This is a genomic window from Martelella sp. HB161492 (genome assembly GCF_013184775.1).
GTDB lineage: Bacteria > Pseudomonadota > Alphaproteobacteria > Rhizobiales > Rhizobiaceae > Martelella.
Genome location: NZ_JAATVV010000014.1, coordinates 89,384 through 113,687, shown reverse-complemented (window position 1 = coordinate 113,687; position 24,304 = coordinate 89,384). Strand labels below are relative to the sequence as shown.

Sequence of the window (24,304 nt, the reverse complement as noted above, 5' to 3'; positions counted from 1 at the left end):
CGATGCAAGGTGCAGGGCCAAAACCGTGCAAGATGCCGGTGCGCGGTTGCTTCTGTGTTAAGGGTCTGAAATTGTGCATCTATCGAGCCAATGGAGGAGCGGGATCATGATGACAATACCATTCTTTGCCTGTGCGGTTTCGCTGGCCTTTGCCTGGCGTGGCCAGCGGGGTGCGGCGGTCTGGCTTGCCGTTGCGGCGATTGCCGCGCTGGTGGTGCTGCTCAAGCTGCATGCCACTGATCCTCTGGCAATCAATCTTTAGGAGGCCGATATGTCGGAGCGGATCGCCTATCATCTCAACGTTCTCGGACTTCTGGCGATATCCATCGTCCTGCTGTTCGCCTTTGCCGATCAGTTTTATGGCGGTGAACTGCCATGTCCTCTCTGTATTCTGCAGCGGGCCGGCTTTGTCGTTGTCGGGACGGGGCTGGCGCTGAATGTGCTGTTCGGTTCGGCTGCCCGCCATTATGGGGTGATGATCGTCGGCGCGGTCGTTGGCGGGGCGGCGGCGCTCAGGCAGGTGGCGCTGCATGTGGTTCCGGGCACAGGCAGCTATGGTGCACCCTTTCTCGGCCTGCATTTCTACAGCTGGGCCTTTATTCTGTTCGTGCTGGTCTGCCTCGGCTCCGGGCTGATGCTGCTTCTGACGCGCCCCGCCGGAAAAGGCGCCGTTGGCGGTCTCACCCGGCTCGGAATTGCCGTCTTGGGCCTGTTTGCGCTGATGGCGCTCGGCAATGGCGTTTCGACGCTGGCCGAATGCGGTTTCGGCCTCTGCCCGGACAACCCGACGGGCTATATCGGGCTTGATGCGCTGTTGAAATGAGCCGGAAACGGCTGACCGCTCAGACCGTTTCCGTGCCGGCGCGCCGGCGCCGGCGCCAGCGGCGCTTGGTGATCATCTCTGCTGCCGGGACAATGATCGCAATGGAAAGTCCCATCTCGCGATAATGCCGCTCGATCGAGCCATTCAGTTCGCCGATGATATTGGCGTCGATCAGCCGTGTGCCAAATCCCTTTTTGGTCGGCGGTGTAACGGGTTCGCTACCGGTTTCCGACCATGTCAGCCTGAGCTTGCGGTTCCTGCCAGCTTCCTCATAGGCCCAGTCGACACTCAGGCTGGCGCCAGCCTCTGACACGCCGCCATATTTGAGCGCATTGGTGGCCAGTTCGTGGAAGGTGAGGCTGAAGGCCTGGGTCGCCTTTTCGTCCAGCTCGACGGCAGGCCCGGTGATATCGTAGCTGGCATCGGAATCGCCGAAGACCTGGGCCAGTTCCTTGGTCAGGAGTTCCTTCAGGTCGGCGCGTTGCCAGTGCGAGCGGGTCAGCACATCCTGCGCTGTCGACATGGCCTGAAGGCGGGCCGTATAGCTGTCCATGAAGGCCTTCAGGTCATCGGAATGGCGTGCTGTCTGCCGGGCCATGGCCAGAACGCGGGCGATGGAGTTCTTGATCCTGTGCTTCATTTCCTGAAGCATCAGATCGCGCTCCTGAAGGCTCTTTTCGCTCAGTTCATGCATGGCGCGGGCGGTTGAAAGCGCCTTGATCTGCGATTGGGCCGACAGTGCCAGGGCCACCGCCAGCAGCAGGGAGACGGCGGCGACCACAAAGGGCGTCACATCGAACTGATCGGCCCGGAAACTCTCATCGGCCTGGATGTGCAGCGTCCACTTCCGTCCGCCGATATCAACGTCGCGGGCGGCGGAGAGGCGCGATGTGGTGTCCGGCTTCGCGAAACCATCGGACTGGAACATGGTGATATTCGTTTCCACGTCAGTCGCCATTATCTGCAATGGCAGGATCGGTTCCTCGGTGCTGATGGCGTGGTAGAGATCGCCGGCGCGGAAGGGAGCATAGACGAATCCTGAAAGCGGCAGCGAACTGTCGTCATTGTCGACCTTGAACGGCACATAGATCAGGAAGCCGGTCTGCTTGTCAGTCGTGATTTCCTGAACCAGCTGGACCGGGCCGCTTGCCATCGGCGTGTCGGTGGCAAAGGCTGCTGACATGGCCGCCCGCCGGATCGGATCACTGTACATGTCATAGCCGAGCGCAACATCGTTGCGGATATCGTTCGGTTCCAGCAGAACGATCGGCGTGCGGTAGTCCTGATCCGTTGTCTCCGGCCAAACCTTTCGGTCCTTGCCATAATTCCGTTTGATCTCGGTTTCGACAACGCCTTCGTTGCCGGCGTGAATCAGGCGGGCGAAACCGATACCCTGGATGCCGTCATAACGTCCTTCGGTATCGAGACCATCGACATAGGTCTTGAAGGCTGTGCGGTTGATCGCGCCGGATGTCGCTTCAAACAGGGCCTTTGTGCCCTCGAGAAGCGACAGATGCTGCTTGTAACGTCCGACGATCCGCGCGGCGGCTTCATCCGCATAGGCCTCGAATTTGGCGACGCGTTTGACCTCTGAGGCCCGGTAGAGCGACAGTGACATGCCAAGGCCGATCGCCGCAACAACGAGAAAGACCAGGGCAGGTAGAAATCGATTCAATTGGAAACTCCAGGGGGCCGGATGGCTGAAGACTGCACGGAACATGAAGGTGATGAACCGCTTGCAGGGTCAGTTCTGAATAAACGCGTCAAGATGGCGCAAAGCGTAGAAATACGAAGGTCTTGTTCTGCAGGCGCATTGACGGCTGACATGGCCTGCAAATGTTTGACGACATGTATTTTGATGACAGGTTAAGTCACGCAATACAATCGCTTTTTGTGCGGGCCGTTCTTTCTTTGTGCAATCCTGTTGCAGGCGGTCCTCGCTTGCCGCTGTGCAGTGGTATCGTTGCTGCAGGGAACTCTGACAGGCTTCGCCCGTTTATAGTGTGACAGATATAAACCAGGAAGGAGCAGATCATGAACAGGAACCAGCTTGAAGGTAACTGGAAGCAGTTCAAGGGCGAGATCCGTACCCAATGGGGCAAGCTGACCTCCGACGACGTCGATATCGTGGCCGGCGAGCGCGACAAGCTGATCGGCAAGATTCAGGAGCGCTACGGCAAGGCCGAGGCGGAGGCAGCGCGTGAGGTTGATGAGTGGATGTCGCGGCATTGATCGGCTGATCCGCCGGCAAGACGACGTCGCAAATTGAGTGAAAGGCAGCTGCGCCTGGCGCGGCTGCCTTTTCTGTGCGCAAGGCGAGGTGCAAATGCCTTCTCGCTAAGCATCTGCAAATATATGAGTTTTACACATAGCAGCCATGCGGACCAAATGTTCGCGATTGCTTGCATTTTGCCAGATTGAGCATAAATCAGAGTGACACAAGTCAAGGCGGACGGATTGTTCTGGCGCCGCTTGAAAGATCCCGGATCAGACCCGCAGACTGCGTTTTACGTGGAAAAGAGCCTGGAAATGGGGTCCCCGTTTTCGAAAGGATCAAGACCATGGCATGGCAGGATGTTGAACATAACTGGACGGAACGCAAGATGAAGGTTCGCGCCAAGTGGACGCGTCTTTCCAATGATGATCTCGATTTCATTGCCGGCAGCCGCGACAAGCTGATCTCGAAGATCCAGCAGCATTATGTGCGCGGTCGCGACGAGGCCGAGGTCGAACTGAATTCCTGGCTCGCCAACCGTCATCATTGATGGTGGGTTGGCCGTCCGCGCGAAAGCGGGGCAGTCATGATTTGCGGCGGCACTGACCGCCGATAAACAAACGGGCCGTATCCCTTGAGGGAACGGCCCGTTTCTTTTGCCATGGTTCGGTTATCGTCGCGCGAAATTGACGACGACGGCAACGGCGAAGAACAGCAGAAACAGAAAGAACAGGATCTGCGCGATACCCGCTGAAGCGCCTGCAATACCGCCGAAGCCGAGGGCTGCCGCCACAAGCGCGATGATGAAGAAGACGAGCGCGTAATAAAGCATCGTAAACCTCCTTGTTTGTCTGGCTTGTCTGTCTGGAGGAATAACGACGGCTGACGGAAATGGTTCCGATGCGGCAGAATCAAAAACAGGGGCGCCTGGCCCCTGTTTTTCATCTTCGCATTTTCCGGGAACGGGATCGCCGCTCAGGCCTCGGCGCTGCTGTGTTCTTCAAAGAACAGCGCCTGACTGATCAGCGCCTTGACCATGTCGGGGTTGAAGGGCTTGGTCACCAGAAAGGTCGGCTCAGGCCGTTCACCAGTCAAAAGCCGTTCCGGGAAAGCGGTGATGAAGATGACCGGCAGTGAATGGCTGGCGAGAATATCGTTGACAGCGTCGATGCCGGAGCTTCCGTCAGCCAGCTGGATGTCGGCCAGAACCATTTTCGGCTTTGTCCGCTGGAAGAGTTCGACGGCCTCCTTGTGGGTGCGGGCAATGCCGGTGACCCGGTGGCCGAGGCTCTCGACCATTTCCTCGATATCCATGGCGATCAGCGGTTCATCCTCGATGATCATGATATCGGTGGCGACCTGACGCGAGATCTCCGTGGAAGCCTCGTCGAGAAGGGCGTTGAGATCCGCTGCCGGAACCGAAAGGATTTCGGCGGTCTCCGCTGCGGAAAATCCCTCGAGCGAGACCAGAAGGAAGGCCTGGCGCGGTTTGGCCGGAAGAGCGAGCAGATTGGCCGCCGCCCGCTTTTCCCAGGAAAAGGGCGAGTCGATCTCGCCGATTTCAATTGTCGTGGAACTAAATAAAGTGGTGAAAAGTTTATACAGTGCGACCTTGTCGTCACCCTTGTCGGGGAAGAGAGAAACATCCGCGATCAGGGCTTCAAGGACAGCTGCCACATAGGCGTCTCCAGACGTCTGGGAACCGGAGACCGCGCGAGCGTACCGCCTCAGATACGGCAGATGCGCGGCGATACGAGTAGAAAGTGACATGTCTGATTGTCTCCTGCCTGATTGTCGTCGTGTGGTATGAATTGCAGTTAGAAACAGTCCTTCAAACGTAAAAAATGCGTGAGCGTGAAATTTGTTCCGCCGCGCCGGAACTTTTTCTGAAGCGCCACGTTTGTAGGACAGAAAATGAAATTCGACCATAGCGAGGCGATAAAGTGAAAAAGACGGTTGGCCTGCAGCAAGGCATGATGATGCCCGGCGCCTCGGACAATCCGAACGAGGCAATCAGCCGGCGCCTGAAAGCGCTCTATTCATCGATAGAGCAGGAGGAGATCCCTGATCGCTTTCTTGATCTTCTTGAAAAGCTCGATGCTGCTGAAGAAGCGGCGCGCAGTGTGAAAGAGGGTTGAGGCAACATGGCGACAAATGATCCGAGTTTCAAAAGGGACCTGCTGAAGACTTTGCCCAGCCTGCGCGCGTTCGCCGTGTCGTTGTGCGGGCATCCGGATCGTGCAGACGATCTTGTCCAGGATACGATCATGAAGGCCTGGGCCAAGCAGGACAGTTTCGCCGTCGGGACCAATCTCAAGGCCTGGCTGTTCACCATTCTGCGCAATGAATTCTACAGCCAGATGCGCAAGAGCGGCCGCGAGATCCAGGATCCCGACAATGTCTTTACCGACCGGCTGTCGATCCATCCAGCCCAGCACGGGGTGATGGATCTGAAGGACTTCAGAAAGGCCCTCGACAGCCTGCCGAGCGATCAGCGTGAAGCAATCATTCTGGTTGGTGCGTCCGGCTTCTCCTATGAGGAAGCGTCGGAGATCTGCGGCTGTGCCATCGGCACGATCAAGAGCCGCATTGCCCGGGCGCGGACAAAGCTTCAGGACATGCTGGCGATTGAAGGTGAGGGTGACTATGGCCCGGATGCCTCTTCGGCCGCAGCCATGACCGGAGCGATTTCGGCGCGGACCGCCTGAAGCCATATTCACTGACAGGTCCTGTCCCAATGCCACGCTCTTGCCGGCGTGGCTTTTTTGTTTGGCGGCGGCCAGCAGAAAGAGCCGGCCATCTCAGGATGGCCGGCCCGGGCTTCAAGCGTCAGAAATGAGGACGGATCGGGTCAGTCGCTGATGATGGCGCGCAACATCCAGAGCGCCTTTTCGTGGAAGGTCAGGCGCTGGGTCAGCATGTCTTCGGTGACAAGGTCGCCAGCCTCTCCCGCCGCCGCGCCAGCCTCTCGCATCTGCCGTACGGCTGTTTCATGTTCACTGATCAGATCACGCACCATGGCGTCGGCCGAAAGGCTGCTGATCGTCTTGCCATCGGGGGCGAAGCCGTTGCTGGCGCTGACGGTTTCCGGCGCGAGGAAGCCGATGGCGCGGATTCGTTCGGCAATGATGTCTGTTGCCGCGAACAGGGCGTTGTAATGTTCTTCCGTCAGTTCATGCAGCGAGCGGAACAACGGGCCGACGACATTCCAGTGATAGATGTGGGTCTTGATCGTCAGCCGGTAGGTGGCTGCGAGGATATTGGACAGCTGGTCCGCCATGTCGGAGCGATATTGCTCCGAAAGGCCTGTCTGCATCGTGCTTTCGTGCGATTTGGGTTTCAGAACGGCTGCAACATTGGCCATTTTGGTGTCTCCTTTCGCTGTTGTGCCCGCAGGATCACCGCTGGGCACTGTTCAGTCAGCCAGCCACAGGACCGGCCGCTTGTTCAAATAACGAATGAGGCTGCGGGCTTGTTCCTTGCATCCGGATTTTGCTTTGTGGCAAAAAAAAGGTGCGGGCACGGAACCAAAGCGCATGGCTTGCGTTTCCCGCCCGAGGCTTGCATCAATCAATTGGCCGGACATGCGCTTAAGTGGCTGACATGGGCGTTGCCCGTGGTGGCGAAACAGAAGAAGAAGAGCAGTGAAACATTTACCGCAGGAACTCGTGGAGGCGATCAAGGATGAATCGCGGCTCAGGATCCTGTCGCAATATATCTTGCGCTCAGAGGACGGGGATGCGGATTTCGATACGGTGACCTCTCAGGCTGCCAGGCTCTTGTCTGTGCCATTCGCCTTTCTGATGATCATCGATTTTGACCGCAACTGGGTTCAGTCCGCGTCCGGCATGGACATTTCCGACGTGGAGACGGAGAAGGGGCTCAGTGCCTACCCGATTGCCGGCGGGGTGGAGCCGGCGCTCGAGATCCACAATCCCCAGGAGGATCCGCGCTTCCTCCGGTCTGTGCCGGAATATCAGGGGCAGGTTGCTGTGTTTTTCGTCGGTGCGCCAGTCTATGTCCACGGCGTCAAGGCCGGCACACTCTGCGTTTTCGATACTAAGCCGCATGAAAAAACCCCGGTCGAGACGCTTGTCGCGCTCAGACGGATCGCCGATCTGGCCGGTTCTCTCTATGAATTGAAGGATGCCGCACGTGGCAAGGCGTCAGCCGATCTCGCCCTGTCGCGGGCGGAAACGCGCCACTCGCTGGCGCTCAGAGCCGCCAATATCGCCGCCTGGAGCTGGGACGGAACGTCCGAGGCGATCGAATGCGACAATACCTTGCGGGCGATGTTCGATCTGCCTGTCGGCGAGCCGGTGACCTTTCGCAAGGCGCTTGATGCCATTGCCCCCTCAATGCGGGCGTCAACCATGCGGGCCTTCAAGGGGGCGCTCTCGCGGGGTGAGGAATATCAGGGTGAGGTCAGGGTCAGTTCTTCCGGCCGCTGGCTTCTGGCGCTTGGCCGCACCTATGACAATCCCGTCAGCCAGCGCGGCGGCACCCGGCCGGTTTTCGGCGTTGTGGTTGACATCACCGCGACCAAGGCCTCGGAGGAGAAGACGCGGCTTTTGCTGCGCGAGCTCAATCACCGGGTCAAGAACACACTCGCCATCGTCCAGTCCATCGCCAGCCAGACGCTCAGGCGGTCGCGTTCGTCCGCCGAGTTCACCATGTCGTTTTCGGCGCGGCTGCAGGCACTTTCTCTGGCGCATACGCTGCTGTCAGACGAACAATGGGGCGCCATCGAAGTGGAGCGATTGCTGCGCTCGCAGATCGCACCCTATACCGATCGCTTTGATCGCCAGATCGAGATTGATGGCGACACGGTCTATCTCGATCCCGACGAGGCCCTGGCACTTGGCCTTGTGATCCACGAACTGGCCAGCAATGCCGCCAAGTTCGGCGCGCTCACCGCCGAGCGCGGCATGGTGAAGATCGCTGTGCGGCGCGTTGTCGGGAAGCAGGGGCGCTATCTCGATCTCAGCTGGCAGGAGGTTGGCGGACCGCCGGTGGCGGTTCCGGATCAGCAGGGTTTCGGCTCGGTGCTGATCAAGCGCAGCCTCGACAAGGTGGTCGGCAGCCGGGTCGACGTTTCCTATGCGCGAAGCGGGCTGGAAGTTCATATCACCATGCCGCTCAGAACACGCTGAACCCTGTTTTTTAGGGCCCGAAAAGAACATTGTTTCATATTACATGAAGGCCCGGGAAGTCCGGGCCTTTCGCGTTTTCCGGCGGCACATCTTTCCGCAATGCGCCTCTTTTGAGCGCAGTTTTTCGGGAACCGGACAGCGTCCGACACGTTTTCCCAATCAGCGAGACGGGTCGGGAAGCCAAAGCCCGGCGCGCTCGAGATGAATGAAGAAAACAGGAGTTTCATATGCTTCGCAAGATTCTTTCGACCACCGCAGTTGTCGCACTCATGGCAGCGGGCGTTGCCCAGGCTGAAGACAGCACGACAACGGGCAAAGTGGGAATGGAGGTGCAGGCTCCTGCTGATACCTCTGCCAATCCGCTGTTTCCCGATGACAAGATGGGCGAAAACGGCTCATCCTTCTTTGATGCCGGCGATCACCAGATCCTCGCCAGCACCGTGCTTGGCTGGCCTGTCTATGGCATGAGCGCGAAGGACGGCAAAATGCAGAGCATCGGTGATGTCAACGACATCGTCATGGCGCCGGATGGCAGCGCCAAGGCGCTGGTGATCGGCGTCGGTGGATTTCTCGGTGTCGGCGAAAAGAATGTCGCCGTCGCGGTTGACCGCGTGAGCTGGAAGGCCAGTGACGAGGGCAATTACCTTTCCGTCGATGCCACCAAGGAAGATCTTGAAAATGCGCCTGCCTTCGAGCCGGATGACACGAATGTCCTGCGGGTTGGCGCCGTGAACATGGAAAGTCTTGAAAAGACCTATCACAAGACCGCCCGCAATGTCTCAGACGCTGCCGGTACGGCCTATGACAAGCTCTCGAATGGCATTGCCAATGCCGCCGACAAGACCGGCGACGCGTTGAAAAAGACCTCCGACAGCATGGCCTCGGCCGCCAAGGACATGACGGATTCGGTTGAAGGCACGGCCCCGAAGAAGAGCGATCTGGCGCAGATGACGCCGGTGGCGCCAGGCGGCTTCAGTGCCGATCAGCTGAAGGGGGCACCGGTTCTGTCGCAGAGCGGCGATGAAGTCGGCGAGGTCTCGAATGTGATCATGGGCAATGACGGCATTGAAGCCTATGTTGCCGATGTCGGCGGCTTCCTTGGCGTTGGCGAGAAACCGGTTGCGATTGCGCCGGCGGCGGTGACGATCATGAAGGACAAGGATGGCAATCTGGTCATCGATACGGATTTCGACCAGAACACACTGAAGGATCATGTCGCCTACAGTGCCGATGCCTTCCAAAATGACCCCGAGAAGGTTCTGCTGAACTGATCGACAGCTTCTGTCGCGATTGGCCCACCGGAGTGCTGCTCCGGTGGGCCTTTTGCGTTTCAGCCATGCCAGTAGCCGTCTTCGCCCTTGGTCAGGATCGGGGAGGCAAATGCCGCGTGGACGTGGGGAACGAGACTGTTGTCAAAGGCTTCGATGGCTTCAAGGCCACGCTTCGACTGCAGCATGGCGACGGCGATGGCCACCGGCTTGACGCCGCAGGAGCGCAGCAGCTGAAGCCCGGCCAAGATCGATTTCCCCGATGAAATCACATCATCGACAAGCACGACACGGCGCCCCTCGAGCAGCGGCAGCATGCGCGGATCGACATAGAGCCGCTTTTGCTGTTCCGGCGTGGTGATCGATGAGATCGGCACGGAAAGCTCCTCGCGGTACCAGAATTTCCTTGAGGTGCCGAGCGGCACATAGCGGCCATGGGCAAGCTTGTGGGCAACGGGGGCGGCAAGCGTCAATCCCAGCGTCGGCAGGCCGACGATCACCTCCGGCGCATAGGCTTTCAGCCGGTCGGCAACATCGCCGGAGAGCGCATCAAGCACGGAAAACGAAGCCTGATTGACGATCAGCGAGGCCAGCGCCGATGTCCCGTCGGAAAGCGGGCGGATCGGCAACAGCAGCTGGCGGCCATCGGCAAGGGTTGCGGGATAGAAGCGATCGAGCGGTGCCGATGCGTCGAAACTTGCGGCGGGATGGATCTCCTGCCAGAAATGATGCGGTTCCATGAATGCCACGCCGGAAAACCGGCCCCGGTTTTGTGTTCTCAGAGCGTTGTTCGTCTATCCGTCCGGATGCCGAAACATGTTCTAAGCTATTGAATCTACGCATTGCGCCTGCTGAAAACCGGTTTCGGTTTCCAGACCGATGCGCTAGGCTGTCTGTCTTATAGCAGCAGCATTCTGTTTTGCAGCATTCAGGTGAAGGAAAAGGGACGAAATGACGAAGCTTGAAACCATTGACGCGGCCATGACCGCCGATCTCGATTTCTGGACCGCGCTTCGCCATGATCTTCATGCCCATCCCGAACTCGGCTTCGAGGAGACCCGCACCAGTGCTCTTGTTGCCGAATGTCTGGAACAGGATGGCATCACCGTCACCCGCGGGCTGGGCGGAACCGGGATAGTCGGCACGCTGCAGGTCGGAAATGGCACCCGGGTGATCGGGCTGCGTGCCGATATGGATGCACTTGCCATGCCGGAAACGGCAGAGCGGCCCTATAGGAGCACCGTCCCCGGCAAGATGCATGCCTGCGGCCATGATGGCCATACGGTGATGCTGCTGGCCGCTGCCCGCCATCTGGCGCGCACGAAAGATTTCTCCGGTACGGTACATTTCATCTTCCAGCCGGCGGAAGAAGGGCGGGGCGGGGCGAAGAAGATGGTCGAGGACGGGCTTTTCCGCCAGTTCCCCTGCGATGCCGTCTACGGCCTTCACAATATGCCGGGGCTTGATCCTGATGAGATGGCGGTGGTCGAAGGGCCGCAGCTGGCCTCCTCCGACAGCTGGTATGTAACGATGAAGGGCATCGGCACCCATGGCGCCAAGCCGCATCTCGGCCGCGATCCGGTGACGGCGGCCGGCAGCTTTCTTGCCAGCCTTCAGGCGATCATCGGCCGGGTCGTCGATCCGCTTCAGCCGGCAGTCGTCTCGGCCTGTTCTGTGCAGGCAGGCGACCCCAAGGCGTTGAATGTGATCCCGGATTTTGTCGAGATCGGCGGCACGGCGCGGGCCTATTCTGCCAAGGTCCGCGATCAGCTGGAAGAAGAAATCGGCCGGCTGGCGCGCGGTACGGCAGCGGCTTTCGGGATTTCTGCGGATTACCGCTTCGTGCGCCGCATTCCCCCGGTCATCAATGCGGCTTCCCCGACGGCAACAGCGCTTGAAGCGGCCCGTGCCGTCTTCGGGGACAAGACCCTAACGGCCTTTCCGCCGTCAACGGCTGGTGACGATTTCGCCTTTTTCGGCCAGGAAATTCCTGGCTGCTATGTCTGGCTTGGCAATGGCCCGGCCCGCGACGGGGCATTGCATCACAATACAGGCTATGATTTCAATGACGCGGCCATTATCCCGGGCGCCGCTTTCTGGGTGTCGCTGACCGAGACGGAGCTGAAGGCGGGCTGAGGGTCACAACACCCTCAGCACCGGATCTTTCAGCAAAGTGCCGGCGACGACATCCGAAATACCCTGATCGGTCTGATGCGGTCCGGCATTGCAGGCAAGTGTCGCACCGACGGTTGCCTTGAAGGTGAGGTAGGGCGGCTGCCAGTCGACAATCGCGCCGGCCGCTTCGCGCAGGGCCGCAAAATCTCGGGCAACCGCATCGAGCGGACGATCCGAGACCAGGCCCGAGAGGGGCAGTGCCAGAAGGGCTTTCAATTCCCCGTCAGCCGCGACCGCCATGCCGCCACCGGCTTCGATCAGCGCATTGGCGGCGATTGCCATGTCTTCCTCGTTGCCGCCGAAGACGGTCAGATTGTGGCTGTCGTGGGAGATGGTCGTTGCCATGGCGCCCTGCCACTGGCCCCAGAAACGCAGGAAGCCGGTATGTGGCACGGCTTCCGCCCGGCCATGGCGATGGATGACTGCAATCAGCGTGGTCCCGTCTGGTTTGACGACCATGCCATTTTCGACCGCTGCCTCCATCTTCCCCCATTCGGTGAAGCGCGGTTTGTCGATCGTGGCGATCTCGACGCGTTTGCCCTGCGCCCTGACCCTGAAGTCATCGGCGGTCAGCTGCGGCACTTTCACCGACGCGGCCAGCAGGCTTGAGTCCGTATCCGGGCAGGGGGCAATGGTCACGCCGTTTGCGGCAACGACAGCGCCATTGGCAATCACCGAGCGGGCGCGGAACGTTTCCAGGTCTTCGAACAGCACGATATCGGCACGGCGTCCGGCGGCGATCAGGCCGAGATCGGGGCGGGTAAGGCGATGTGCGGCGTTCAGTGTCGCCGCCTGCAGGGCCTGTTGCGGGCTCAGCCCAAGGGCGGTCAGCTTGCGGATCAGCGCGTCAAGCCCGCCCTCCTGCAACAGGTCGTCAGGGAAAACGTCATCCGTTGCCAGCGTCATGGTCGAGGGCCAGTTCGGCAGCGTCTGCAGTGCGCCAACGATCTCCGGCAGCAGATAGGGATGTGAACCGCGCAGCTCGACAGAAAGCCCGGCGCGCAGCTTTTCGAGAAAGTCCGCGGCAGAGGTCAGTTCGTGATCGGAGGAAACACCCGCCGCCATGAAGGCCGAAAGTCTGGCATCCTTCAATCCGCGCGCATGGCCGAAGACCGGCTTTCCGGAGGCAAGCCCCGCCTGCATGATGGCGCTCATGCGTGGATCGCGGGCGATCACGTCTTCCATATTCATCATTTCGGCAATACCGCCGATTTCCGGCCAGGCCAGCATCTCGGTCATGGCATCGGCATCGATGTCAGCGCCAGCCAGTTCCAGCCCCGGTGCTGAAGGCACGCAGGATGGCGCCAGAATAATGGCGCGCAGCGGCAGGGCGCGGATGGCGTCTATGGCCCAGCGCACGGCGGCAGGGCCATGGACATTGGCGAATTCATGCGGATCCCAGACGATGGTGGTGACACCGCGCGCCAGCATGGCCTTCGCATAGGTTGCGGGCGTCACCATCGAGCTTTCGATATGCATGTGACTGTCGATCAGGCCCGGCGCAATGAAGCTGCCCGTGGCGTCGATCAGCTCTGCTGCATCGCTGCGTGCGGCCGGCGCATGCACCGAGGCAATCAGCGGGCCGACAAGGCCGATATCGGCAGCGCGGATCTCACCGGTGGCGACATCGACGAGGCTGCCGCCTGCAATCAGAAGGTCGAACGCGGCATCGCCACGCGCTGCAGCGACGGCGCGGGTGCGCAGGCGGCCGTCGGCAAGGTCTTCCGGTTCGGCGCGAAGATCGGTCATCGGTCCGCCTCCGACAACAGGGCCGACAGGATCAATTCATGAGCGGCATGTTCATCGACACCGCTGATCAGCCCGGCATTGGGAGCGGCCTTGTGGGGGCGGTTTTCGACCACGGTGCGGCCGCGCGTGTGAACGCCAGCCAGTTCCATATCAATACGAACCGTCTGCATGGTGACGAGGTCCGGCCGGACGAGGGCTACAGCGGCTGCAGGGTCGAAAAAGGCCATCCGGTCGCGCCCGCGCGCGCGGGCGATATCGAGAAAACCCTCGGTCAGATCGCCAAGAAGGGCGGCATTTGCGCCGGATCTTTCGCGAATTGCCGCGACATCCTCCGCGCCGATCGTCACCTTCCTGCAGAAATCGAGATCAGCCATCTTCAGCGGCAGGCCGTGAGCCAGCACGATGGCGACGGCTTCCGGGTCAGCCAGGGCGTTGAATTCCGCAGAGGCGGTGTGATTGCCCATCGTCGCGCCGCCGCCCATCCAGATGAGTTCATCGATTTTCGGCGCCAGATCGGGGCGGGCAAGGCACAGAATGGCGATATTGGTGAGCGGGCCAAGCGCCAGAATGCGCCGCGGACCGGCACCTGCTGCAAGCCAGCCGACAAGGGCCTCCAGCGCCGGCCCTGAAAAATCTTCCGGCGCCGGTTCCAGCTGTGCACCGGTGCTCGGCATGCCGGTCTTGCCGAGAATGGTCTCGGCCGTTTCCACCGCGCCGAGAATGGCGCGATCCGCTCCGACATGAACCGGAAAGCGGAAGGAAAAGGCCTGCGCGGCGGCGGCGGCATTGGCGCGCACCTGCGCAAGCGGAGCATTGCCGAAGACCAGTGAAACGCCGTCAATGGCAAGCCCGGCCGCCCGCACGGTCAGAACCGCCGCGAGGTCGTCAAAGCCCATATCGGTATCGATCCATACGCCCATGATGTCAGGCCTTCAGCACGGCGGCATTTTCAACCGGCAGCGAGAAGGCAACGGTTTCACCGATGGCGTAGGCGGGCAATGTGGCATCGATATCGGCCTTGATCTGGCCGATTGGCGTATGCAGCACATATTCGCGCTGTTCGCCGACAAAGGCGGCGCCCATGATCGTGCCGCGATGCGGGCCTTCGCCAAGGCGGACTGCGGTCGGGCGGAAGGCAAGTCCTGCAGCCTCTTCCGGCAAGACGCCTTCGGCCATGAAGGCCTCGCCTTTGCCCTTCATCATGCCGCCCTCGATGGCAAAGATGTTCTCGAAGCCAACGAAATCGGCAACGAAACCGGTTTCGGGATGGCGATAGATCTGCTCCGGCGTGCCGATCTGCTCGATCAGTCCGTCATTCATGACGACGATCCGGTCGGCAAGCGACAGGGCTTCCGACTGATCATGGGTGACGAAGATCATCGTCAGCCCGCTGTCGCGCTGAACGCGCTGCAACTCAGTGCGCATTTCAAGGCGCAGGCGCGCATCGAGATTGGAAAGCGGCTCGTCAAGCAGCAAGACCTTCGGTTCCATCACCAGAGAGCGGGCAAGCGCGACGCGCTGCTGCTGGCCACCGGAAAGCGCGGCTGGCTTGCGCTCGGCAAGATGGGCAAGGCCAACCGTTTCAAGGCCGCCCTTCACCTTGGCATCGAGCTCGCCGCCGCGCATGCCCTTCAGGCGCAGCCCGAAAGCGACATTTTCATAGACCGAGAGATGCGGGAACAGCGCATAGGACTGGAACATCAGTCCGACCGCGCGCTTGTTTGGCGGCACGCGGGAGATATCGGTTCCATCCAGCATGATCCGCCCCGCAGTGGGGCTCATCAGACCGGCGATCGCGCGCATGGTCGTGGTCTTGCCGCAGCCTGAAGGTCCGAGAAGCGCGATCAGCTCGCCCTTGTCGATGGAGAGATCGAGGCTGTCGACAGCGACTGTCTTGCCATAGGAAAGGGTGAGCTTTTCGAGCGTGAGATAAGAAAGATCAGACATAGCGGGTAAAGCCCAGGAAGCGTTCAGCGATCATGACGATGCCGATCGACAGGAATGCGAGAAGCGCGGAAAGCGCGGCGATCGAGGGGTCGTAGGTGGTTTCCATATAGCCGAGCATATCGACGGGCAGCGTGTGAATGCCCGGGCCGGAGAGAAACAGCGAGACCGGAACCTGATTAAATGACGTTACAAAACCGAGGATGAAGGCCGAGAGCACGCCGCCACGGATATTCGGCAGGATAACGCGAAAGAAGGCGCCGACCCGGCTGGCGCCGAGCAGTACGGCCGCCTCTTCGATATCGGAACGCAGGTTCTGCAGGCTGGCCGAGACCACGCGCACCGCATAGGGAATGATCAGTGCCGTGTGGGCACAGAACAGCGCCAGCGAGACTTTCAGCTGCAGCGGCACGACGAAATAGCGCAAAAGCGCCAGACCGACGATGATACCCGGCACGATGATCGGCGATGAGACGATCAGCCTGACGGCCTCAGCACCCGGCACCTTGTAGCGCGACAGCGCGTAAGCCGCGGGAACGCCGAGGATGAGGGCGGCCAGCGTGCCGAAGATGGCAAGGAACATCGACACGCCGAAGCTTGCGCGGAAACTGTCGATGGTGAAGACCTTGTAGACCCACTTCAATGACAGGCCAGGCGGCGGAAAGGCGAGATTGTTGCCGGAGGAAAGCCCGGCCATGACGATGACGACAAAGGGGCCGATCAGAAACAGAAGAACGGCGGCAAGTGTCAGCAGGGTTGCGAGACGTTCGGCTCTCATTTTCCACCTCGCGCAGATGCGACGCGTTTCAGCACCATATTGGCCGAGAAGCTCATGACCATCAGGATGAAGGCGATCACGCTCGCGGTGACGAGATCATTGGCGACCGTGACGCGCTGGTACAGCAGGGTTTCGAGCATGAGAACCTTGGAGCCGCCGAGAATGGCGGGGGTGATATAGGCGGTGAGCGAGCCGGTGAAAACCAGCGTGCCGCCAATGACGAGGCCCTCGCGGGTGAGCGGCAGGACCACCTTGTAGAAGACCTGGAACCAGTTGGCGCCGAGCACGCGGGCAGCAGCAATGGCATCGCGCGGCATGTTCTCAAGCGCTGATACCAGCGAAATGATCATCAGCGGCAGGAAGAGCTGCAGCAGGCCGATGGTGATGGCTGTCTCGGTAAACAGAAAGCGGATCGGCTCGTCGGTGAGGCCGATCGCCACCAGCGCCTTGTTGACGATGCCGGTGCGGCCCAAAATGACGATCCAGGCATAGGTGCGTGCGACCGGCGAAATCATCAGCGGCAGGACGACAAGTCCGACCATGCGCCCCTTGGAGGCCGGCGGAAGGCTGACAATCGACAGCGCTGCGGCATAGCCGATAATGGCAGCGAGGAAGGTCACCAGCACGCCGAGCCGGAGCGTTCGAAAGAACACGACCTGGTTCAGCGACTTCGAGAAGAAGTCGATATAGGCGGCAAGCGTCCATTGTCCGTCGATATGGATACCCTGCGAAAGCAGAACGATGACGGGCACGAGAAAGACGAGCCCGGCAAACAGAGCGGCCGGCAGGACGAGTGCCATGGCTTCGGCGCGGCTTTGGAACATGTGTCGATAACCTCTGAAAGGACACACGGCGGGTCTCATCCGCCGTGTGTCTTGAAGCTTGCAGACGGCCGCAAAGCCGCCTGCCGGATTGTCAGGCCTTACTGGCCAACCTTGTCATTCCATTCGGAAAGCCACTGATCGCGATAGTCGAGTGCGGTGGCCGAGGGGATCAGCTTCAGGCTTGCGGCCGTGTCGGCACCATAGGTGATGCTGTTGGCGACTTCGTCGGAAACCTTGACGTCCTTGTTGGCCGGGCTGTCGACCAGGGCGTCTGCCAGCTTCTGCTGCACTTCGGTGGAAAGCCAGTAATCCATGAACTGCTCCGCGAGCTCTTCATGGCCGGAATTCTTGGTCATGACCATGACGTTCATGCCGCCGGTCTGGCCTTCCTTCGGCGTTGCCCATGCGAGCGGCAGGTCCATGTTCTTGAACATGCCCCAGGCAAAACGGCCGACCGGTGCCGCCCAGATCTCTTCCTGTTCCATCAGCTGTGCCAGCTGCGAGGACTTGACGTAGAAGGTGACGAAATCGTCCTTGTGTTCGCCAATGGCTTCGATCGGCTTTTCAAGTGTCGGGCTGTCGTCTCCCATGGCGAGACCCAGCATGTAGAGCGACGGCGGGCCCTGATTGGTGGTGACGTTCGGGAAAGCCACTTCGCCGGCCAGTTCCGGCTTCAGCAGGTCGGCCCAGCTGTCGACCTTGACCTTGTCTGTGCGGTAGACGATCGAGGTGCCGTAGAAGGTGTAGCCGACGCTCATGCCATCGCCGTTCGGATCCTTGGCGATATCATAGAGCTTGTCGTAGTTGGAAAGCTTGGAATAGTCGATCGGTGCGATCAGGTCCTGGCGGGCGGCCTGCAGCGCATCGGCCATGGAGATCACGGCCATGTCGACGACAGGATGCTCCTTGTTGGCTTCCATCTTGGCCAGACGCTCGACGCTGTTGCCGGTCTCAACGACAAGCTTGCAGCCGCAGATCTGTTCAAAGGGGTCGTAAACCAGTTCCTTGAACTGGTCCTGGGACAGGGCATAGACCGAAATGGTCAGCGTCTTGTCCTCGGCCGAGGCCATCGACGCGGAAACGGCAAGCGCCGCGCCTGCCAGAAGTAGTGTCTTGCGCATTGTTTCAGTTCTCCTTCACGAGAGGTTCAGGGACGGCTTTGCTGCCGTCTTCTGCTGGTGCCGGACCGGTGGACCGGCGGATCACAAGCTCCATGGCGACACGGTCAGGATCGGCTGAAACCATGTCGGAGCCCGTTTCTGTCTGGCCACCGTTTTCGATGGCTGATTTCAGGGCAGCGATGGCGATGCGACCGATCGTGCCCATATCCATGCGCATGCTGGTCAGTGCCGGCATGACGGATGATGAGAAGACGAGGTCGTCAAAACCGGCGACCGAGGCCATGGCCGGGACGGCAATGCCGGCATGTTGCAGTTCCGTGAGAATTCTCAGCGCTTGAAGATCCGACGTTGCGGCAAAGGCGGTGAAACCGCGCGCATGCCAGCCCGACGGGTTGAGAACCGCATTCGCGCCGTGAAAGCGTCTCAGATCATCCATCCAGACGGTTTCGACGATGCCGGAATGATCAAAGCCAGCACGAATGCCGCCGAGCCTGTCATTCTGGACGATGGAATCGGGATTGTTGCCGACCAGAAGCAGCCGGCGATGGCCATGCTCCTTCAGATGCCTTCCCAGTGTCCGGCCGCCTTCCCAGTGATCGGCGGCAACCGTATTGCCGGGCGTGGAGGGCGAATCAATCATTGCCACGGGGCAGCCCGTCGCGGCAATGCGGGTGCCGCGCCTTGGAATGACGACGAGCCCGTCCACCTGCCGGTCAACCAGCCGCTGGATCGCCTCGGTCTGGGTGTGGACCGCACCGCGCGAATCGGCAATCAGAACACCGAAGCCCATTTCGGCCGCGGCATGTTCAATGGCCTGGGCAATCTGTGGAAAAAGCGGATTGGCGATATCAGGCAGAACCAGACCGATGACGCCGGTCTGGCCGGTGCGCAATGCGCGCGCCGAGGAACTTGGCACATAGCCGATCTCGTCCGCGACCGCGCGAACGCGCGCAGCGAGCTCCGCCGAGACCCGCCCCTTGCCCGAAAGTGCATTGGAGGCGGTGGCCGTGGAGATCTGCAATCGTGCGGCAATCTCGGAAAGGCTGGCGCTGCGTCGCTTCATCGGTTCAATACGTGATTAATCGTTTAAGCAACCATGGCCTGAATCATCTGACTTGTCGAGTCCTCTTCTGCGTCGTGACCAAGAAAACATCGTCGCGCCATGGTGGCGACAGGGCGAAAACTGTCGCTGAAACTTCAGAAATGGCGGCTTGCGCGGAAGAAGCTGCTTGGATAGTTTTTGATAAAGCGTGCTTTCGAAAGACTTCTGGAGGCCCATGATCCATCTTTATAAAGCCGGCGGCGAGCGCAGTGTTCTGGCAAGCTCCGGTCCCGCTCTGCCGCTTGATGACGACGTGGTCTGGATCGACATGCTCGATCCGTCCGAGGCCGACATTCATCATGTCGAGAGCCTGCTCGGCATTTTGATGCCGACGCGCGAATCGCTGAAGGATATCGAGCCCTCCAGCCGTTTCTATACCGAGGGCTCGACGGTCTATATGACGGCATCACTGGTGATGAATGTGGATTTCGGGCTGGCACATCTGACCGATGTCGGCTTCATTCTGACGGGCGGACGGCTGATCACGATCCGCCATGCGGAGCCCAAGCCTTTCTTCCTGTTCGCTGCCGATATGCGGCGGCTGGATATCGCGCCGGGTCAGGGCACCAAGGTGCTCGCCTGTCTTCTCGATACGATCGTCGACCGGACGGCAGAGATTCTCGAACTGGCCGTCGCCAAGATCGACAATATCTCGATCGCGGTTTTCGGCGAGGGTGCCAGGGGCCGGCGGCGTCCGCCGGCGGAACTCGAGGAGCGGCTGATCGAGATCTCCTCCTATCACCGCCTTGTCAGCAAGACCCGCGACAGCCTGACGACGCTGTCGCGGCTGTCGACCTATCTGCAGTCGCTGCGGCGGGTGAAGGATGACAAGGACACCAAGGATCTCTGCCGCATCGTCGCGCGCGATATCCAGTCGCTGACCGAGCATACCGGCTTCGTCTCATCGAATATCTCGTTCCTGCTTGATTCGGCGCTTGGCCTGATCAATCTGGAACAGAACAATATCATGAAATTATTTTCCGTGGTTTCCGTCATTTTTGCTCCGCCGATGCTGATCGCCGGAATCTATGGGATGAACTTCGATGTCATGCCCGAATTGCACTCGAGTTTCGGCTATCCGGCGGCGCTGGGGCTGATGTTTCTCACAGGATTTTTCGCAATCTACTGGCTCCGTTCGCGCGGCTGGTTCTAGACATCTGTTAAGACAAGACTTTCGTCGTACAGGTCAGGCGCAAAGGCCGGTCGTCAACGCCTTGACTAGGGGGGAACCTAAAACTATGGTGCGGCCGACTTTCACAAGGGAGAATATGCGCTCTATGCCGCATTTTCCGGCTTGTGAGCGCAGCGGCAGATAGGGACGAGGTGGCCATGCCGCGAAATGAGGAAGAAGAAAGTCTTGAGGAACGCCGTTTCCAGCTTGAAAAGCAGGTAAAGGCGCTTCGCAAGCAAAGAGGGAACGGGGACGAGCCGGAGGCACCTTCAAAGGTCAGCGACAGAAAACAGATGTCGCAGGGACTGAAACTGTCGAGTGAGTTCATTTCGGCGGTTTTCGTGGGCTTCATGATAGGCTATCTTCTCGATCGCTTCGCCGGTACAGGTCCATGGGGAATGGTGATTTTCATTCTTCTCGGATTTGTTGCCGGTGTTTTGAATGTTTTGCGCGCCATTGGCGTTGTCAGGCAGCCCGAGGATCGGCTAGATGGGGACAATCAATAGCCGGTCTCGACAGAGGCGCCGTTATGGATGGATTTGCCTGCCCTTTCCGGGTGGGAGTGATGAAAGAGAGAGCTCAAGGTGTCAAACGATCCGACCCATCAGTTTCTGATTCATAATATTGTGCCGATCAATGTCGGCGGGGTGGACCTCTCCTTTACAAATGCGTCGCTCTACATGGTTCTTACCGTGGCTGCCACGGCTGGCTTCATGTATTTCGCAACCGCCAAGCGCGGGCTGATCCCGTCGCGGTCCCAATCGGTTGCCGAACTGGTTTACGAGTTTATCGCATCGATGCTGAGGGAAGGCGCGGGGGCGAAGGGAATGGTCTTCTTCCCCTTTGTGCTGACGCTGTTCATGTTCATTCTGGTGGCCAATCTGATTGGCATGTTCCCCTATTTCTATTCGGTGACAAGCCAGATCCTGGTGACATTCTCGTTGGCGCTTCTGGTGATGATCATCGTCACGGCCTATGGCTTCAAGAAGCATGGCATCGCCTTCATGAAAATCTTCGTGCCGCCGGATGTGCCGATGCTGCTTCTGCCGCTGGTCTTCCTGATCGAGTTGATCTCGTTCCTGACCCGGCCCGTCAGCCTCTCTGTCCGTCTTTTTGCCAACATGCTCGGCGGTCACATCACGCTCAAGGTTTTTGCCGGATTTATCGTCGCGCTGAGTTCGCTCGGTGCTGTCGGTGTCGGTGTTTCGATCCTGCCGCTCGCCATGACCGTGGCGCTGACGGCACTGGAACTGCTTGTCGCATTCCTGCAGGCTTACGTCTTCGCAGTTCTGACATGCATGTATCTCAATGACGCGGTCAATGGCGGAAGCCATTGATCCGGGAATGACGGTGTTTCGGCTCATCTGTCGGTTCGCCTGTCGCTCAACAAGCCGCAACAACCCATCTTAAGGAGTTAACTTATGGACGCGGAAGCAGCAAAATACATCGGTGCCGGTATCGCATGCGTTGGCATGGGCGGTGCAGCCATGGGTCTTGGCCGTATCTTCGGTGACTACCTCGCCGGCGCTCTGCGCAACCCCTCTGCAGCTGACGGCCAGTTCGGCCGCCTGATCTTCGGCTTCGCCGTTACCGAAGCTCTGGGCATCTTCTCGCTGCTGGTTGCCCTGATCCTGCTCTTTGCCGTCTGATTTCCACAACGGAAATTAAGACAGGGCCATTGACGGCCACGGCGCGCTTCAGTGTCGTGGCCGGTCTCGGCAAAGACTTTTGGAGATGAGTATGTTCGTGACACCGGCATTTGCCGAAACGGCTCATGGTGCAGCCGCCGGAACGGAAACGGCGCTGGAAGAAGCGACCACCCATGCGGATAAGATCGTCTTCCCGCCCTTTGACGCGTCGACCTTTCCGTCACAGTTCCTGTGGCTGGTCATCACGTTCGGCGTTCTCTACTTTCTGATGAAGAGAGTTATCGTTCCGCGCGTTGGCGCAATTCTGGAAGACCGGCATGACCGGATTGCCCAGGATCTGGACGAGGCGAGCCGCCTGAATTCAGAAGCGAGCGCGGCCATGGCGGCCTATGAGCGCGAACTTGCCGCGGCCCGCTCAAAAGCCCGTGACATTGCGTCCGCCGCCGCCGAGAAGGCACGCGCCGAAGCCGATGCCGAACGGCATAAGCTTGAAGGTGAGCTGGCCGAAAAGATTGCCGGCGCAAGCGCACATATCGATGCCGTCCGTGCCGAGGCGCTGGCTGAAGTCGGCGCCATCGCCGAGGAAACGACGGCTCTGATCGTTACCCACCTGATCGGCGGTCGCGTTGCCAAGGCGGATGTCGCCAGCGCCGTTACCGCGGCCAAGGAGGGCTGATCCATGGAATTCGATGCAACATTTTTTGCCTTCGTTGGCCTGGTGATTTTTGTCGTCGCGATCGTCTATCTGAAGGTCCCGGCGATGATGACCAAGTCGCTGGACGGGCGTGCGGAAAGCATCCGTACCGAACTCGCCGAAGCAAAGCGTCTGCGTGAAGAAGCCCAGCACCTGCTGGCCGATTACCAGCGCAAGCGCCGTGAAGCCGAGCAGGAAGCCAAGGGCATCATCTCGGCTGCCGAGCGCGAGGCCGCTTCCATCAAGGAAGAAGCCCGCCAGAAGACAGAAGATTACATTGCACGCCGCACGGCCCTCTCGGAACAGAAGATCCGCCAGGCCGAAAGCGAAGCGCTGGAAGCCGTGCGTGGTGCGGCTGTTGATCTGGCTGTTGAAGCAGCGCGCAGCGTTCTCGAAAAGAAATCCACCGATGCCGTTCAGGCCAAGCTTTTCGCCAAGTCCGTTGAAGAGGTCAAGGCGAGGCTGAACTGAACCGGACACGGTTTGAAGATGACGAAGCAAGCGCCCCACGCGCTTGCTTTTTTGTTTTTCGTGCATAAATTCCGCAGGCCGCGAAGACGGCAATGCGTGAAGGATAGAATTGAAAGGTGGCATCCATGGCGAAGCTGATTGACGGGAAGGCGGTTGCCGCCGAAATCATCGAGAAGATCAAGCTGGCTTCGGCGGACCTGACGAAACGTACGGGCGTCATTCCGGGGCTCGCCGTTGTGATTGTCGGCGATGATCCGGCAAGCCACACCTATGTCGCCGCCAAGGGACGCCGTGCCAAGGAATGCGGATTTCACTCGATCCAGATCACGCTCGAGGCTGATACCAGCCAGGCGGATCTCGAAGCCCATGTGGCCGCGCTGAACGCAGATCCCGCCGTCCACGGCATACTGGTGCAGCTGCCGCTGCCGCGTCATCTCGATGAGGATCGCGTGGTGCAGATGATCCTGCCGGAAAAGGACGTCGATGGCCTCAATGTCGTCAATGCCGGCAAGCTTGCCACGGGCGACTTCAACACCGGGCTGATTTCCTGCACGCCGGCGGGTGCCATGGTGCTTGTCCGTCGGGAACGTGGCGATGATCTCTCCGGCCTGTCGGCGGTCGTGATCGGCCGTTCCAATCTCTTCGGCCGTCCGATGGGGCGGCTGCTGCTGGCTGCCAATGCCACCGTCACCATGGCGCATTCACGCACCGCCGATCTGGCCGCTGTCTGCCGTCAGGCGGACATTCTGGTGGCTGCCACGGGGCGGGCGGAAATGGTCAAGGCAGACTGGGTCAAGCCGGGGGCGACGGTGATCGATGTCGGCATCACCCGTGTTCCGGCGCCGGAAAAGGGGGAGGGCAAGACGCGACTGATCGGTGACGTCGATTTCGCCGCCGTCGAGACGATTGCCGGGGCGATCACGCCCGTGCCGGGCGGCGTCGGGCCGATGACGATCACCATGCTGATGGCCAATACGGTGATAGCAGCCTGCCGCGCGGCGGGCGTGGATGTTCCGCGCTTCTGAAACGTTTCAGATCGTCGGCGAGATCTTTGCCGCGCCATCTTGCAAGGCAGCGGAACGCGGTGTAACAGGCTAAGGGTGCAGATCGTTTCTCGATCGCCGATCTGCTCCCCAAATCCTTAAAACCTCGCCCGGCCGTCCCGGC

Annotated in this window: 28 protein-coding genes; 16 read left to right on the top strand and 12 right to left on the bottom strand. The window is 60.0% G+C overall.

Going from position 1 to position 24,304, the window contains the following annotated elements; genetic code table 11:
• Window positions 1–106 precede the first annotated feature (106 nt).
• Entirely contained in the window at window positions 107–262 is a 156-nt protein-coding gene (locus tag HCK86_RS20615; protein ID WP_176086376.1) for a DUF5993 family protein, read from the top strand.
• Between the two features lie 9 nt (window positions 263–271).
• On the top strand, window positions 272–823 hold the full coding sequence (locus HCK86_RS20610) for a disulfide bond formation protein B (RefSeq protein ID WP_176086375.1): 552 nt from the start codon (window positions 272–274) through the stop codon (window positions 821–823).
• A gap of 19 nt (window positions 824–842) precedes the next feature.
• Here HCK86_RS20610 and HCK86_RS20605 read toward each other — a convergent pair whose 3' ends face one another.
• A complete protein-coding gene (locus tag HCK86_RS20605) occupies window positions 843–2,498 on the bottom strand; it encodes a CHASE domain-containing protein (RefSeq protein WP_176086374.1) in 1,656 nt (551 codons plus the stop codon).
• Window positions 2,499–2,857: 359 nt separating this feature from the next.
• Between HCK86_RS20605 and HCK86_RS20600 the strand changes: the two genes are divergently transcribed.
• Both HCK86_RS20600 and HCK86_RS20595 read left to right on the top strand, forming a co-directional pair.
• Window positions 2,858–3,055 carry a CsbD family protein gene (locus HCK86_RS20600; protein ID WP_176086373.1) on the top strand — a complete coding sequence of 66 codons (198 nt, stop codon included), beginning with the start codon at window positions 2,858–2,860 and terminating at the stop codon, window positions 3,053–3,055.
• Window positions 3,056–3,384: 329 nt separating this feature from the next.
• Window positions 3,385–3,588: a CsbD family protein gene (locus HCK86_RS20595; RefSeq protein ID WP_176086372.1), complete on the top strand. Its 204-nt coding sequence runs from the start codon at window positions 3,385–3,387 to the stop codon at window positions 3,586–3,588.
• A 120-nt stretch (window positions 3,589–3,708) separates the two neighbouring features.
• Here the strand turns inward: HCK86_RS20595 and HCK86_RS20590 are convergent, their stop codons facing one another.
• A complete protein-coding gene (locus HCK86_RS20590) occupies window positions 3,709–3,870 on the bottom strand; it encodes a DUF1328 domain-containing protein (RefSeq protein WP_176086371.1) in 162 nt (53 codons plus the stop codon).
• A gap of 143 nt (window positions 3,871–4,013) precedes the next feature.
• The gene (locus tag HCK86_RS20585) at window positions 4,014–4,808 is read right to left on the bottom strand and encodes a response regulator (protein WP_176086370.1); all 795 of its coding nucleotides are present in this window, start codon (window positions 4,806–4,808) and stop codon (window positions 4,014–4,016) included.
• 203 nt (window positions 4,809–5,011) lie between these two features.
• On the opposite strand from HCK86_RS20585, the gene HCK86_RS20580 reads away from it, so the two are divergent.
• On the top strand, window positions 5,012–5,176 hold the full coding sequence (locus HCK86_RS20580) for a NepR family anti-sigma factor (RefSeq protein ID WP_246739703.1): 165 nt from the start codon (window positions 5,012–5,014) through the stop codon (window positions 5,174–5,176).
• A 6-nt stretch (window positions 5,177–5,182) separates the two neighbouring features.
• Window positions 5,183–5,746, top strand: a complete 564-nt coding sequence (locus HCK86_RS20575) for an RNA polymerase sigma factor (RefSeq protein ID WP_176086369.1) — start codon at window positions 5,183–5,185, stop codon at window positions 5,744–5,746.
• A 143-nt stretch (window positions 5,747–5,889) separates the two neighbouring features.
• Here HCK86_RS20575 and HCK86_RS20570 read toward each other — a convergent pair whose 3' ends face one another.
• Window positions 5,890–6,402 (bottom strand): DNA starvation/stationary phase protection protein, encoded by a 513-nt coding sequence (locus HCK86_RS20570; protein ID WP_176086368.1) that lies wholly within the window; start codon window positions 6,400–6,402, stop codon window positions 5,890–5,892.
• 280 nt (window positions 6,403–6,682) lie between these two features.
• Between HCK86_RS20570 and HCK86_RS24325 the strand changes: the two genes are divergently transcribed.
• Together HCK86_RS24325 and HCK86_RS20560 are read left to right on the top strand one after the other, a co-directional pair.
• Window positions 6,683–8,191 (top strand): HWE histidine kinase domain-containing protein, encoded by a 1,509-nt coding sequence (locus HCK86_RS24325; protein ID WP_176086367.1) that lies wholly within the window; start codon window positions 6,683–6,685, stop codon window positions 8,189–8,191.
• A 227-nt stretch (window positions 8,192–8,418) separates the two neighbouring features.
• The gene (locus HCK86_RS20560; RefSeq protein ID WP_176086366.1) at window positions 8,419–9,462 is read left to right on the top strand and encodes a PRC-barrel domain-containing protein; all 1,044 of its coding nucleotides are present in this window, start codon (window positions 8,419–8,421) and stop codon (window positions 9,460–9,462) included.
• A gap of 59 nt (window positions 9,463–9,521) precedes the next feature.
• Here the strand turns inward: HCK86_RS20560 and HCK86_RS20555 are convergent, their stop codons facing one another.
• Entirely contained in the window at window positions 9,522–10,199 is a 678-nt protein-coding gene (locus HCK86_RS20555; RefSeq protein ID WP_176086365.1) for a phosphoribosyltransferase, read from the bottom strand.
• A 211-nt stretch (window positions 10,200–10,410) separates the two neighbouring features.
• Here HCK86_RS20555 and HCK86_RS20550 point away from each other — a divergent pair, with 211 nt between their 5' ends.
• The gene (locus HCK86_RS20550; protein WP_176086364.1) at window positions 10,411–11,595 is read left to right on the top strand and encodes a M20 aminoacylase family protein; all 1,185 of its coding nucleotides are present in this window, start codon (window positions 10,411–10,413) and stop codon (window positions 11,593–11,595) included.
• Window positions 11,596–11,598: 3 nt separating this feature from the next.
• On the opposite strand, the gene HCK86_RS20545 is transcribed toward HCK86_RS20550, so the two are convergent.
• From HCK86_RS20545 to HCK86_RS20515, 7 genes are all read right to left on the bottom strand, one after another.
• The gene (locus tag HCK86_RS20545; protein WP_176086363.1) at window positions 11,599–13,383 is read right to left on the bottom strand and encodes an adenine deaminase C-terminal domain-containing protein; all 1,785 of its coding nucleotides are present in this window, start codon (window positions 13,381–13,383) and stop codon (window positions 11,599–11,601) included.
• Window positions 13,380–14,303 carry a nucleoside hydrolase gene (locus HCK86_RS20540; protein WP_176086362.1) on the bottom strand — a complete coding sequence of 308 codons (924 nt, stop codon included), beginning with the start codon at window positions 14,301–14,303 and terminating at the stop codon, window positions 13,380–13,382. The genes HCK86_RS20545 and HCK86_RS20540 overlap by 4 nt, the downstream gene beginning before the upstream one ends.
• 4 nt (window positions 14,304–14,307) lie before the next feature.
• Entirely contained in the window at window positions 14,308–15,330 is a 1,023-nt protein-coding gene (locus tag HCK86_RS20535) for an ABC transporter ATP-binding protein (protein WP_176086361.1), read from the bottom strand.
• Window positions 15,323–16,105: an ABC transporter permease gene (locus HCK86_RS20530; protein ID WP_176086360.1), complete on the bottom strand. Its 783-nt coding sequence runs from the start codon at window positions 16,103–16,105 to the stop codon at window positions 15,323–15,325. The genes HCK86_RS20535 and HCK86_RS20530 overlap by 8 nt, the downstream gene beginning before the upstream one ends.
• The gene (locus HCK86_RS20525; RefSeq protein ID WP_176086359.1) at window positions 16,102–16,929 is read right to left on the bottom strand and encodes an ABC transporter permease; all 828 of its coding nucleotides are present in this window, start codon (window positions 16,927–16,929) and stop codon (window positions 16,102–16,104) included. The genes HCK86_RS20530 and HCK86_RS20525 overlap by 4 nt, the downstream gene beginning before the upstream one ends.
• A 98-nt stretch (window positions 16,930–17,027) precedes the next feature.
• Window positions 17,028–18,050 (bottom strand): ABC transporter substrate-binding protein, encoded by a 1,023-nt coding sequence (locus tag HCK86_RS20520; protein WP_176086358.1) that lies wholly within the window; start codon window positions 18,048–18,050, stop codon window positions 17,028–17,030.
• Window positions 18,051–18,054: 4 nt separating this feature from the next.
• Window positions 18,055–19,113: a LacI family DNA-binding transcriptional regulator gene (locus HCK86_RS20515; protein ID WP_176086357.1), complete on the bottom strand. Its 1,059-nt coding sequence runs from the start codon at window positions 19,111–19,113 to the stop codon at window positions 18,055–18,057.
• Window positions 19,114–19,327: 214 nt separating this feature from the next.
• Here HCK86_RS20515 and HCK86_RS20510 point away from each other — a divergent pair, with 214 nt between their 5' ends.
• From HCK86_RS20510 to folD, 7 genes are all read left to right on the top strand, one after another.
• A complete protein-coding gene (locus tag HCK86_RS20510) occupies window positions 19,328–20,305 on the top strand; it encodes a magnesium transporter CorA family protein (protein WP_176086356.1) in 978 nt (325 codons plus the stop codon).
• Between the two features lie 176 nt (window positions 20,306–20,481).
• Window positions 20,482–20,829 carry an AtpZ/AtpI family protein gene (locus HCK86_RS20505; RefSeq protein ID WP_176086355.1) on the top strand — a complete coding sequence of 116 codons (348 nt, stop codon included), beginning with the start codon at window positions 20,482–20,484 and terminating at the stop codon, window positions 20,827–20,829.
• 78 nt (window positions 20,830–20,907) lie between these two features.
• Window positions 20,908–21,660: a F0F1 ATP synthase subunit A gene (locus HCK86_RS20500; RefSeq protein ID WP_176086354.1), complete on the top strand. Its 753-nt coding sequence runs from the start codon at window positions 20,908–20,910 to the stop codon at window positions 21,658–21,660.
• A gap of 84 nt (window positions 21,661–21,744) precedes the next feature.
• On the top strand, window positions 21,745–21,972 hold the full coding sequence (locus HCK86_RS20495; protein WP_141148884.1) for a F0F1 ATP synthase subunit C: 228 nt from the start codon (window positions 21,745–21,747) through the stop codon (window positions 21,970–21,972).
• Window positions 21,973–22,063: 91 nt separating this feature from the next.
• Entirely contained in the window at window positions 22,064–22,648 is a 585-nt protein-coding gene (locus tag HCK86_RS20490) for a F0F1 ATP synthase subunit B (RefSeq protein ID WP_176086353.1), read from the top strand.
• A gap of 3 nt (window positions 22,649–22,651) precedes the next feature.
• Window positions 22,652–23,137 carry a F0F1 ATP synthase subunit B gene (locus tag HCK86_RS20485; protein WP_176086352.1) on the top strand — a complete coding sequence of 162 codons (486 nt, stop codon included), beginning with the start codon at window positions 22,652–22,654 and terminating at the stop codon, window positions 23,135–23,137.
• 125 nt (window positions 23,138–23,262) lie between these two features.
• Entirely contained in the window at window positions 23,263–24,162 is a 900-nt protein-coding gene (gene folD, locus HCK86_RS20480) for a bifunctional methylenetetrahydrofolate dehydrogenase/methenyltetrahydrofolate cyclohydrolase FolD (RefSeq protein ID WP_176086351.1), read from the top strand.
• The last annotated feature ends 142 nt before the right edge of the window (window positions 24,163–24,304 follow it).